The sequence below is a fragment of the Mucilaginibacter aureus genome (assembly GCF_053514885.1).
In genome coordinates this window covers 37758-50385 of record NZ_CP170601.1, presented here as the reverse complement: position 1 = coordinate 50385, position 12628 = coordinate 37758, and the positions used below count along the sequence as shown (strand labels likewise).

Annotated in this window: 9 protein-coding genes; 3 read left to right on the top strand and 6 right to left on the bottom strand. The window is 44.3% G+C overall.

Annotated features, from left to right (window positions below; all coding sequences use genetic code 11):
• Positions 1-106 precede the first annotated feature (106 nt).
• Positions 107-1351, bottom strand: a complete 1245-nt coding sequence (locus ACFGVR_RS00160) for a glycoside hydrolase family 28 protein (RefSeq protein WP_448700258.1) — start codon at positions 1349-1351, stop codon at positions 107-109.
• Between the two features lie 122 nt (positions 1352-1473).
• A complete protein-coding gene (locus tag ACFGVR_RS00155) occupies positions 1474-3591 on the bottom strand; it encodes a glycosyl hydrolase (protein ID WP_448700257.1) in 2118 nt (705 codons plus the stop codon).
• A gap of 219 nt (positions 3592-3810) precedes the next feature.
• Here ACFGVR_RS00155 and ACFGVR_RS00150 point away from each other — a divergent pair, with 219 nt between their 5' ends.
• On the top strand, positions 3811-4212 hold the full coding sequence (locus ACFGVR_RS00150; RefSeq protein ID WP_448700256.1) for a hypothetical protein: 402 nt from the start codon (positions 3811-3813) through the stop codon (positions 4210-4212).
• A 4-nt stretch (positions 4213-4216) separates the two neighbouring features.
• Here the strand turns inward: ACFGVR_RS00150 and ACFGVR_RS00145 are convergent, their stop codons facing one another.
• Positions 4217-5005, bottom strand: coding sequence for a S1/P1 nuclease (locus tag ACFGVR_RS00145; protein ID WP_448700255.1), 789 nt, complete (start codon positions 5003-5005; stop codon positions 4217-4219).
• A gap of 30 nt (positions 5006-5035) precedes the next feature.
• Positions 5036-5422 carry a VOC family protein gene (locus ACFGVR_RS00140; protein WP_448700254.1) on the bottom strand — a complete coding sequence of 129 codons (387 nt, stop codon included), beginning with the start codon at positions 5420-5422 and terminating at the stop codon, positions 5036-5038.
• Positions 5423-5582: 160 nt separating this feature from the next.
• Between ACFGVR_RS00140 and ACFGVR_RS00135 the strand changes: the two genes are divergently transcribed.
• Complete coding sequence (locus tag ACFGVR_RS00135) at positions 5583-7142, top strand: sulfatase family protein (protein WP_448700253.1); 1560 nt, start codon at positions 5583-5585, stop codon at positions 7140-7142.
• Positions 7143-7167: 25 nt separating this feature from the next.
• On the opposite strand, the gene ACFGVR_RS00130 is transcribed toward ACFGVR_RS00135, so the two are convergent.
• Complete coding sequence (locus tag ACFGVR_RS00130) at positions 7168-8103, bottom strand: PLP-dependent cysteine synthase family protein (protein ID WP_448700251.1); 936 nt, start codon at positions 8101-8103, stop codon at positions 7168-7170.
• Between the two features lie 127 nt (positions 8104-8230).
• Between ACFGVR_RS00130 and ACFGVR_RS00125 the strand changes: the two genes are divergently transcribed.
• The gene (locus ACFGVR_RS00125) at positions 8231-10726 is read left to right on the top strand and encodes a TonB-dependent receptor domain-containing protein (protein WP_448700250.1); all 2496 of its coding nucleotides are present in this window, start codon (positions 8231-8233) and stop codon (positions 10724-10726) included.
• A gap of 161 nt (positions 10727-10887) precedes the next feature.
• Here the strand turns inward: ACFGVR_RS00125 and ACFGVR_RS00120 are convergent, their stop codons facing one another.
• Positions 10888-12513, bottom strand: a complete 1626-nt coding sequence (locus tag ACFGVR_RS00120) for an ABC transporter substrate-binding protein (protein WP_448700249.1) — start codon at positions 12511-12513, stop codon at positions 10888-10890.
• Positions 12514-12628 lie beyond the last annotated feature (115 nt).

Here is a 12628-nt window from a genome sequence, read left to right as displayed (position 1 = left end):
TAGCGAAGCAATCCCCGACTTACAGAGCCGCTCTGCCTATTTGGGATTGCTTCGTGCCTCGCAATGACGTTTTAATTATTCAATTCATCTGCATATCTGTACATTTTCACATCTGCACATTAATAATCTTCTCCCCCTCTTTTATCAGCAAATTCAATCCGCTGTAATCCACATCTTTAATTTCACTTAGGCGTAACCCCGTTTGCGCTTCTATTTTACAGTTGGTGAATTTAACATTAGTTATCGGGCTGCCTTTTAACCCTTGCAAATTGCCGCCACGCTTAGCTGTACCATGCACATTATACAGCTCCACATCTTTAACCACCGGCAAAGGGTTTGATGGCGGAGCGAGTACTCCGTGCGAACTTGTCCAGTTCATATTCATCTCGAAGGCCTGGGTAACATTCTTCAGCTCAAAATTTTTGAAAACGATATGTTCAACCACACCGCCACGGCTTTGCTGCGATTTGAACCTCACCGGCGCCCAGTTGCCCGCTTCGGCAATGCAGTTGTTTACCAATACATTTTTAATCCCGCCCGAGGTTTCGCTGCCCATGGCTACGCCGCCGTGCCCGTAACCAAAGCGTGTATTTTCGATGGTGATATCCTGGCAAAGCAAATTGGGGACGGTATTGGTTTCGCGTCCGGCTTTTATCGAGATACAATCGTCGTTTACATCGATGTCACAATGGTTAACAATTACGCGTGTACACTGGTCGATGTCTATCCCGTCGCTGCTGGGGATATTGTGTTCGGCGGTAATGGTAACGCCGGCAACCACTACATCGGTGCATTTAAACAAATGCAGGCACCAAACCGCCTGGTTATGTAATTGCAGGCCAGATATGGTAAAGTTGGTACAATGATCGAAGCAGATGAGCCTCGGTTTGCCCGGCTTAGGTTTGGTGGTGATGGCACGATAAACCGCAATATAATCTTCGCCCGAACCATCGATCGTCCCCTCACCGTAAACTATAAAACGCGACAGGTTTTGCGCGTTGATAAATGCCGCGGTATACATCCGGTCAACACCTTCAAAACTACTTTGTATCTGCGGGTAATCATCCGGGTTGAGCGAGCCTTTTAAAACGCCTTTGGCATCTATCTGCAGGTTCACATCTTTTTTAAGGAAAATGCTGCCGCTTACAAATATTCCTTCTGGTATTTCAACCACACCACCACCTTTTGCGGAGCATTGGTCTATAGTTTTTTGTATGGCGATGGTATTCATCGTTTTACCATCACCAACTGCACCAAAATCGGTTATCAAATAATGCTTTTTATCAGATCGGTACAGCTGTGTGAATACCGGCCTGCTGTAACCCTGCGCATCCAGTTTAAACTGCGCCATGGCACATATCCCTTGTAAAAGGAATAGGGATAGTAAAAATGCTTTATATAAGTTGTTTATCATTCCCTATACTACGCTTTGGTTATTTTCATTTGCACATCTGCATATTTAAACTTCACGCATCACTTTTTACTCACCACATAAAACATTGTTCCATGAGGTTTTAATTTTATTTCAATATGGGTACGGTCGCCTTGTTTAAAGGCCATTTCGTTTTTTATCTCTCCCGTCAGGGCGTCCCAGGTGCGCACAAAGCCTGTACCTAAAATGCTGGCCATGTTGTTTTGCTCTTTATCGCTTTCGTTAAAAAAGAAATAGATATCGGCATCTTTGAGCACCCGGTGTATATACTTGATAGCGGGTTCGGGCTTTTGCAGCTTAACATCAAAATTGGTGATGTTGGCAAAATCGGTTGGGCCAACCTGTAAACGGCACCACTTGTAATCTGTAGGGCCGTGGGTTGCATTATATGCCTTTAAAAACGAGCCTTTTGTTAATATTTCGGGTAGGTTATCCATAAAAATAACCTGGCCACCATCTTTAGCAAACGCCCTGATACGGTGGATAACGTTTTCGCTCATTACCGTTGTGGCGGGTATGATCACGGTTTTGTATGTTGTACCCGATACGGTTTTAAATTCGCCTTTTTCCAGTTCCAGATCTGTTTCCAGGGCTTTTTCGCTTACAAAATCAAAATCGTGCTGAGTGTTTAAAAGCTGTTCGGCTACAGCTATTTCGCTTTTGTTGGCTTTGGTGTCGCCCATCCATAAGCTTGTGGTTGGCAGGTAAACCGCCACTTGTGTTGCCGGCCTGCCAACGCTCAGCAGGTAGCAGGCGCGGTTGGTGTATTTTACCAGGTCGGCAAACCCCGGCTCGTCCATATAAGCCTGTACTCTTGTTGTGCCGCTTGCCGCTGACGAACCTGCGAACATCATTTCGAACAGGTTAATGCCACGTACCATTTGGTGGTCAAGTATCCATTTGGCGTGTTCGTCATCCAGTTTGGGGCGGTAAGCCGCAAAGCTCTCGCTTAAGGCGCGTGGTTTGTTATAAATGTGCGATACGGATGAAGCGAACTTGGGGAAATTAGCCACCGTATCCCAACCTATCTGGTGCCAGATCACGTCGATGCCCGGTATCTGTACATCTTTCATGTCTTTAAAAAAGTCGCCGCCGCTGCGCACAAAAGGCTGCATATCGTCGTCTTTATCCAGGTGCACTATATATTCAACGCCATTGGCCCTGCACCAATCGCCCTGTGGCTTAAAATAGTTTTCGGCAAACATGTCCGACCATACATCGTAAAAATCGGCTTTGGCCCTTACCTGCTCCTGCGATGGCTCCTTAATGAAAAACGAAGCCAGGTAAGGCTCAATATCATATCCCTTTTTTTGTTTAAATATTTCGGGCAGTTTAGGCGACCATGGCGTGTACGAAAAAGCCGGCTCATCGCCACGGAAACCCAGAATGGTTTTACCAAACTCGTTCCCCATGTATTTTTTATACTGTTCTTCGGTATAAGCTAAAAACTGTTTGGTCGCATCCGGGTTAAGATAATCGATCAGCGAAGCGCTGCCATCCTTACCACTGGTTGGGTTATTGGCCGATCGCGTTGGCGATGTTTTAAACTGATGCTGTACAATGGTAATATCCCAGCTTCCGGCAGGCGCCGTAAAATGGATCTTACCATTTTTTACTTCAATATCCCGGCTGGTTTTATCGGTTGCGTTTACCGCGATGGCAGCTACCGCATCAGCAATATCACGATCTATGGTTTCGCTTGCATTGGCATGGATGCGTGCAGCTATGGTTAGCGCCTGCATACGCAGTTCAGGATGCTCTTCGCTAAACTTGCCTCCGGCAAAGCCACTTGGGTATTTGCCTTCGTCGATGATCCAGATATGCATGCCGCGTTTTTTAGCTTCTTCCACAGCTGTTTTTACCGACTGAAACCAGGCCTCACTTAAATATTTACCGGCCATGTTATACCCGGCCTCGATAGTTACGGCCCGAAACCCGAAACCATACAGTTTATCCAGATCGCGGCTGATAACCTCGCGCGTCATGTTGCCATCCCACCCCCAGGTAACAGTTGAGCTGTATTGTGATGGCGGGTTTTTGAAATTGGATGTTACCTCGGCCAAACCCGGCATGGTAATTTTTTGCCAGTTGCTTTGCGCAGATGACAGCTGAATACAGGATACACCAATAGCCAATAGTATTGTTGCTCGCAACGACATTTTTTGTTTTTTAGGATAATGGTTAGCTATTGCTGATAGATGTTATCAAACAATAATTAAAAGTATAACAAGCGTAAAGGATAATCATCCTGTGCCGTCCTGAAAATTGTATAGTGTAACCTGAATATTACTTAAAGGGATTACACCGATTATTGATTTTGATCTCACCGATGATAAATGCAGAAATAGACGTAGCTTTATATAACCAATCGCAACCCAATGAAAGTACTTTTTGCCGTCATTATATCAATATTTGTATACGGCGCAGCAATAGCGCAAACAACGGGCGAGCCTGTCAAAGGGCAGAATATCAGGATATGCGCCCCAAGCCGAAGTTCACTTTTGCCGCCGCCCATGTATATTTTGTTTAAAAACAAAAAAGAAATATACCGAACGAGTATTGCCGCCCCCAATATAAACCCGCGGGATATAGAGTCGATACAGGTATTAAAAGGGATTTCGGCTACAGCCAAATATGGTAGCAAGGCTGATAACGGCGTAGTTGAAATTTATATGAAAAAAGGCACAAAGCTGGATACCAATAAAATCAAACCCGACACCAGTAAAATTAAGTTGAAGACTGACACGGGGAAAATAATCAGATACCGCGGAGGTAACTGATCGCCTATTCGCCACTATCGTATATCCTGTTTAAAACACCCGCCAAACGGATACCCGCTTTAAGGATGCGCTGATGCAGCAGTTCAATATGGTCGTCATAATAATCCTGTTTAAGATCAGGATTCTCGGCTGCCTCTTTGTAAAGCTCGTTGGTAATTACATACGATTCGTACATCCATTTGAGCACCGAATCGTTTTGCCACTGCTTAATTTGTTCGGGCGTGGCCGTATCGTACTTCGCAGCCATTTGCTTATAATTCATGTTTTCATGATCGATCAGCATATAATCCCAAAGGCCATGTAAATTACCGCTTTCGCCTAAAAATTTAATACTGATGCTGTTGCCCCCACGGTCTTCTGCGTGGCCTATGTGCATAGGCTGATGGCAATCGCCAACAAAATGAACCAGCAGTTTTAAAGCAAACGCTTTTTGCACGCGCCCCTTTGATGCATCGGTCAGGTCGTGTTCGCAGCTTAAAATGGCGTTATAAACATTGCCCTTATCCAAAGCTTTTAATGCAGCGGCAAATTGTTCGAAGGTATATCCCGATGGCAGGTCGGCAAAATGCCAGGGAGTTGTATAACGCAGGTTTGCATCGCTTTTAATTTCATCGGCATAGTTAGCAACATCGGCAAGGTTATCGCTGCCGATAATTTTTTTAACGGCTGCCTGTGCTTTGGAGCTCAAATGATTTTGAGCGATTAACCCAATAGCACTATGGCCCTTATCGCCCCACGAAATAAACATTACCGATACCAGCATTAATGCTGCCGTTGCAAAAAACTTCTTCATTCTTTTAGTTTGGATGGTAAATATAATGTTTTACATCGAAGTTTCGCTTGCTGTAAGCTCGCAGCTTATCTCGATCAGTATGTTTTGAAACTTAAAATAAAAGCCAAAGGTCTTTCGTATTTTTTGAGGGTGTTGCTCCACGCCTATGCCACCGTTTTTCAGGCGTTCAAACATTGCCATCACGGCTGTTTCATCATCTAAATAAAACCCTATATGAAAAGCATCCGGATAGGTATGATTGCCATCCTGATTGAGGCGCTCATGCATCAGTACCAAAACAAAACCATTTTCGCCTGTTAGTACTGATAAGGTATCGTTGGGTTTAACATCGGTACATTTAAAATCGAAGTAGGTTTCAAAAAAGCTGCGTGCTGCAGCAACATCGGTTAAACTTAAATTAATGTGGTTTAAATTCATGATATAAAAGTCAAATATACAAACACCACATGGCATGCAAATAAGTAACCTTATATTGTTAATAAACTGATGTGAAAATAGTTTACTGTTTAGCCAATATGTTAAAGTAAACAAAATTTCATTTTAGCGTAATTGCACTTAACCAACAGTATAACCAACTATGCCCGCATTTTATAGTTACTTAACCAAAACTATTTGCTTTTCGGCAGCTCTTTCATTCTTAGCTATTGCATCAGCGCAAGCGCAAAAAAGCAATGCCGAAAAACCGAACATCATTTATATCCTTTCGGATGATCTGGGCATTGGCGATGTAAAATATTTTAATCCAGCCGGTAAGATCGCCACACCCAATATCGACAGGTTGGCATCACAGGGTATGGGTTTTACGGATGTACATTCATCGTCGGCAGTGTGTACCCCGTCGCGCTACAGCATACTAACGGGCCGTTACGCCTGGCGCAGCAGACTGGCCAAAGGTGTTTTAAACGGGTACGATACCCCGCTGATCGATTCTTCGCGTTTAACAGTAGCTAAATACCTGCAGCAAAACGGCTATACTACGGCCTGCATTGGCAAATGGCATTTGGGTTTGGGCTGGGATGTGCTTAAACCAGGTGCCAAGCCCGATATTGATTATACCAAAAACATAACCAACGGCCCTAACAGCCGTGGTTTCGATTATTTTTATGGAATATCAGCCTCGCTGGATATGCCGCCGTTTATCTATATCGAAAATAACCATACCATAGGTTTGCCTACAGCAACAAAAAAATGGGGTCGCGAAGGCCCGGCCGAACCAAATTTTGAAGCAGTTAACTGCGTTCCTGATTTTACGGCCAGGGCTGTTAAATATATTGGCGATAAAAGTAAAGCGGGCAAACCATTCTTTTTATACTTCACCCTGCCATCGCCGCATACGCCTATTGTGCCAGGCGCAGCATTTAAAGGCAAAAGCGGTGTTACCGATTACGGCGATTACGTAGAAGAGACTGATTGGGCCGTAGGCGAGCTGATGAGGGCTTTAGAAGCTAACCACATTGATAAAAACACGATTGTGATGTTTGCAAGCGATAATGGCTTTGCGCCTTATGTATTGAAAACATTTAATGTAGAAGCGCAGGGACATATGCCAAGTATGGGTTACCGGGGCTACAAATCGGACATCTGGGAAGGTGGGCACCGTATCCCTTTCATTGTGCGCTGGCCGGGTAAAGTTGCCGCAGGCAGCACCTGCGATAAAACGGTTTGCCTTGGCGATTTTATGGCCACTACTGCTGCTATAATGGGTAAAAAACTGCCTGAAAACGCCGCCGAGGATAGCTATAATATTTTGCCTTATTTAACGCAAACATCGGGCAAAACAGTGATCAGAGATGCGATAGTAAACCACTCGATCGATGGTTACTTTGCCATCCGCCAGGGCAACTGGAAACTGGAACTGTGCCCGGGATCTGGCGGGTGGGAGAGCCCTAAAAATGCGGATGCGTTTAAGCAGAATATGCCTGCCGTGCAGTTGTATGATCTTTCGAAGGATATTAAAGAGGAAAACAATGTGCAGGCACAACACCCCGATATTGTAAAAAATCTAACTGCCCTGCTTCAAAAATATGTGGACGAAGGCCGCAGCACGCCGGGCAAGGCGCAGCATAACGATGCCGATGTTGACCTTTGGAAAAAAGAATACACCAAAGGCGAAGCAGCCAAAAGCAGCGGTGATTGAGATTTGTTATTCCCCCTTTAGGGAGTTAGGGGGCTTCATCGAATAACCCACCCGACATATATTTCATGCCCGAATCGCAGGCTACGGTAACTACGTTGTGGCCCGGGCCAAGCTGTTGGCCAATGCGTATGGCGGCATAAACGTTCAGTCCGGTTGATGTTCCGCCCAGTATACCTTCTTTAGCGGCAAGCAGCCGCGCCATTTTACGGGCCTCGGCTTCATTAACTGTTTGAGCCTCGCTGTAATCACAATATTGTAATAAGGGTGGTATAAAGCCCGAAGCAATACCATCAACCGTATGTGTGCCCTTTACGCCCCTGCTTAGTAAAGGTGCAGATTCAGGCTCGAGCGCAATGATACGGGTTTCGGGATTAGCCTGCTTTAATACCTGCGATGTGCCGGTTATCATACCTGCAGTACCCAGGGCAGCACAAAATACGTGTACGGGGCCATTCAATTGTGCCTGTATTTCGCGGCCGATGTTGTTATACCCCGTTAAGGCATCGGTATTTTCAAACTGTTTGGTCCAGTAATAAGTAGGGTCTTCGCTCAGTTTCCGGGTGTGTTCAATCATGCGCGGAACCAGGTCGGGAGTGATCTTTCCGCCTTCACTCGGTATCAATTCCACTTCGGCACCAAATATCCGCAGGCTTTCACGTTTTTCTTTGGCAAACGCGTCGGATGTGATCGCTTTAAATGGATAGCCTTTGGCCGTACAAACCAAAGCCATGGCCAGGCCGGTACCGCCGGCGGTACATTCAATAACCGTCATACCTGGGCGTAGTTCTCCTCGTTTCTCGGCACCCTCAATAATAGCCAGTGCCATACGGTCTTTATAAGCACCGGTTGGATTAAAGTACTCCAACTTTACATAAATGTCGGCACACCCTGCCGGAACAATATTTTGCAGTTTTACCAGCGGGGTATTACCCACTGCGTTTGTGATGGATGCGGTTTGCATGGTTAAAGATAGGATATTTAACACTTCGGCAAGAAAAATGTATCAATCAAAACATAATTGTAAATTTATAAGCAAATACTTGTAACAATTCGGGTATTTTCGCCTCCAACTACAAAAAGAAACAATAATGAAACGTTTTTATATACTGATTGCAATAATTTGTATCGCGATATCGGCCAGGGCACAATTGGGAGGCGGCTCCACCGTGGTTGGCAAAATATCGGGTACGGTGGTGGACTCGCTAACCAAAAAACCGCTGGATTACGCCACGATAGCTATCTTCCGCAGTGGGGGTAAAGTGCCGTTGAACGGTGTTTTAACCGACGAAAAAGGAAATTTTAAGCTGAATGATATGAAGATCGGTAAATATAAAGTTACCGTAACTTTTATCGGTTATCCGGCTAAAACTATCGATCCGGTTATCACCACACCTGAGAAACCAGATTTTAACATGGGGACCATTATTGTGGCTCCGGCAGGTAAAACGCTTAACGCGGTAAACATTAACAGTTCGGGCCCGGTTATTGAAACCAAGGTTGATAAAATTGTATTTAATGCCGAAAAAGATATCACTTCAACCGGTGGAAACGCCGCCGATGTGCTGCGTAAAGTGCCATTGGTAAACGTAGACATCAATGGTAATGTATCGTTACGTGGCGATCAAAACGTAAAAGTATTGATCAACGGTAAACCATCAGGCGCTATGGCTAATAACCTGGCCGATGTGTTGAAATCTATCCCTGCCGATCAGATCAAAAATGTTGAGGTGATCACCTCGCCCTCAGCAAAGTACGATGCTGAAGGTTCGGCAGGTATCATTAATATCGTTACCAAAAAGAAAAATATATCAGGTATAAGTGGTTCTGTAAGCGGTGGTGTGGGTACCCGTCAAAATAATGGTAACGCCAATCTCAACATCAATCAAAACCGTTTAAGCATTACCGGCAACTTTGGCGGTAACTTTACATGGCCGCAAACCAGCACTACAGTATCGGGTTTAGATTTTGATGCAAATAACTATACACATTCAAATAGCTCGAGCAAGATAACCCGTTATGGTATGCGCGGATCAGGTTCGTTAAGTTATGATATCAACAGCTTTAACAGTTTTAGCTCTGATATCTCGTTTAACCAGGGTGGTTTTAAACTTGATGGTCACTCCAATTCGGTGCGCGATAGCGTGGGCCATATCCTCAATTATGAGTCGAAGATCAACAGTCAGACAACTTTTGGAGGCTTTGACTGGAATAATGATTATGTGCATAAGTTTAAAAAAGAGGGCCATCAGATAGATATTGCAGGCGAATGGAGCCATGGTATCACTGATTTTAATTCAACATCGCTTTACTCAACCACGGCTTTCAAGGACATGCGTTCAAAAAACAATGGTGCAAACAACGAGTACACATTGCAGGCTGACTACACCTATCCGGTTACCGACAAATTTAAATTTGAGGCCGGTGGTAAAACAATTATCCGCAGGATAACAAGCGTGTTTGATACGTACACAGGCACATCAAATAATGTAAATACCGATGCCGATCCGAACGGCTTTGTATATAGCCCCCTGCTGTCAAACAGCTATGATTATAACCAGAATATCTATGCCGGTTATGCGGTGGCTACCTTTACCTTACCTAAAAGTTATTCGTTACAGGTAGGTTCGCGTTTAGAAAATACACAGATCCACGGCGATCCTTATAGCGCGGTAGGTGGTTTACAATCGTTTGATAACAGCTACAATGTATTTATACCTACATTGGCCGTATCAAAAACCATTAAAAATTCAACTTATAAATTAACATACACCAAGCGTATACAAAGGCCAAGTTTAACTTACTTAAACCCTTATGTTAATACAACCAACAACACGGCTATCACAGTAGGTAACCCGCAGTTACAGCCCGAGATCACACAATCGGGCGAGTTTAACTACTCTACTTATATCGGCGCTTCGGTAATAAACGCTTCGATCTATTTTAAACATACCAGTAACCTGATAGAAGCGATAGCTAATACTGCCCCTACTAACGACAGGACGATAACCCAGTATCAGAATATTGGCTATAACAACTCTATCGGTACCAGCCTTTTCGGATCAGTTAATCCGATCAAGGTACTTACCCTGCGCGGCAGTATCAATGCTTATACTTATAATCCAAATCCGCAAGGTGGTTACACTGCCGATGCATCGCAAGATGGTACCTATTTATCTCTTAACGCATTTGTAAGCGCTTCGGTTAATCTGGATCATGGGTGGGCGGCAGAATCATTCGTGATAATAAACACCCCTAAACGTACCATCCAGGGCACTACACCATCATTCAGTTTATGGATAATAGGTGTTAAAAAAGAGTTCTGGAATAAAAAGGCAAGTTTAGGCGTAAATACATTTGATCCGTTTACCGAAAACAAAGCATTTAACAGCAGCAGCAAGGGCCAGGGTTATACCCAATTCAGTAATACCGAGTTCCCTTTCCGTTCGTTCGGTGTATCATTTAGCTATAACTTTGGTAAGATCAAATTCAGCAGCCCGCAGGATCCTACCCAACAAAAGAAAAAAGGTGTTAACAATGATGACCTGAAACAAGACGGCGGTAGTAACGGTCCGTCGGGAAGGTAGTCTCTTTGGTTAGTCCGAAAGTCCGGAAGTCGGAAAAGTCCGAAAGACGATAATAATATTAGTCAGAAATGCCCGGCCGAAAGGTTGGGCATTTCTGTTTTCTACTGTGTTGGCTAAGTATTCGATAAAATCTTTCAGACTCCGGACTCAGAACTCCGGACTCAAGACTTCTTAACCCTCTTCAGCACCATCAAATTCTGGGCATTTACCCCGTATCCGCTGATGTTATTTTGGTACATGTTAACCAGCTTATCGTAATATAACACCACAACCGGGGCCTGTTCCATTACCAGGTTATCCATCTGCCGGTATAATTTAAAGCGTTCTTCGTTATTGGTTGCAGTATATGCCTTTTGAAACAAGGCATCAAACGCTGCATTGTTAAACCCGGTATAATTTGGGCCGAAAGGGATCTTGTTTTTAGAGTAAAATACCGACAGGTAATTCTCGCCATCGGGGTAATCGGCTATCCAGGTTCCGCGGAAAAAGTTGACGCCGTTTTTCGAGATCAGTTCGCGTAAGCTGGCGCCTTGGGTTACCTCAACACGCGTTTTGATGCCAACCTTGCCCAATTCGCCTTGTATGTATTCGATCAGGTCGCGGGTGGTGGTGGTGGCGCTTAACAATATTTCGGGCAGGTTATTACCATTCGGGAAACCCGCTTCGGCTAATAAACGCCGGGCCTTTTCAGGATCATATTGATAGCCATGCACCTCGTTTTTATTATAACCGGGCATCCCCATAGGTACAAAACCCGAATAACCCGGTGTGCCGATGCTGTTGCGCAGATACTTGATCATTTTTTGTTTATCAATAGCGTAATTTATGGCCTGCCTCACTTTTTTAAACCTTAATGGTGATGATTTTACAATAGGCAACGTGCTGTCAATCAACATACCCAGGTATTCGGTGCATAGATACGGTCGGCTGATGAACTGGAACTTGCCCTGGTATTTTTTGGTGATACGGCCGGTTTTGGTTAGGATATCGTCGCGATAGCTGCCATCAACACCATTAAAAAAGTCAAGATTCTTTTTCAGGAATTCCATGAAAGCCGTTTGTTTATCATTAATAAACGTTGCCCGAACGGCATCCAGATAAGGTAGTGCTTTTCCCAGGGTATCCTTTTCCCAATATTTTTCGTTTTTCAGCAGTACCAGTTCTTCGCCTTCCTTCCAGAATTTAAACTTAAAAGGCCCGGTGCCAATGGGGTGATCGCGAAAATCTTTCCCATAAAACTCAACCACCTCTTTAGGCACAACCGAGCAATATTGAGCGGTAAGCATACTGATGAGCGGCGGGAAGGGCTTGGTGAGCCTGATGGTAAATGTGCTGTCATCCGGAGCGGTAAAAGCTTCTTTGCCTGTTATCTTATCGCTAAATATCCACGATCCCGACGAGGCTACTTTAGGATCTATCAATCGTGAAAAGCTATATACAAAATCGGCAGCTACGGCTTTGCGGCCAATACCCCCCTTAAAATGCGGATCATCATGAAAATATACATCGCTGCGTAAATGAAAGATATATAAAGTACCGTCGGGCGAGATATTCCAGGTTTTGGCTACACAAGGTTGTATGTTCAGGCTGTCATCAATCTGTACCAAACCGTTAAATACCTGATTGGCCATCCATATGGCAAATTGGTTGCGGCTAAAAGCCGGATCGAGCGAGGTAAGGCCTTCGTCGAGGTTAATATTGTAAACTGTTTTATGTGAGTTGGAGGTATCTGTGCGGCAGGCTGTAAACAATAAAAAAGGAAGCAGGTAGCAAAGCAGTTTCTTCATCAAGGCTAAATATATTAATTATTGGCTTAATGCGGGTACACTATTTGGATTATTGCGGCTTGCTGACGGTAGCTATTGTTTTGTACCGCCGGTTTAAAAGCTATATATTTAGTAC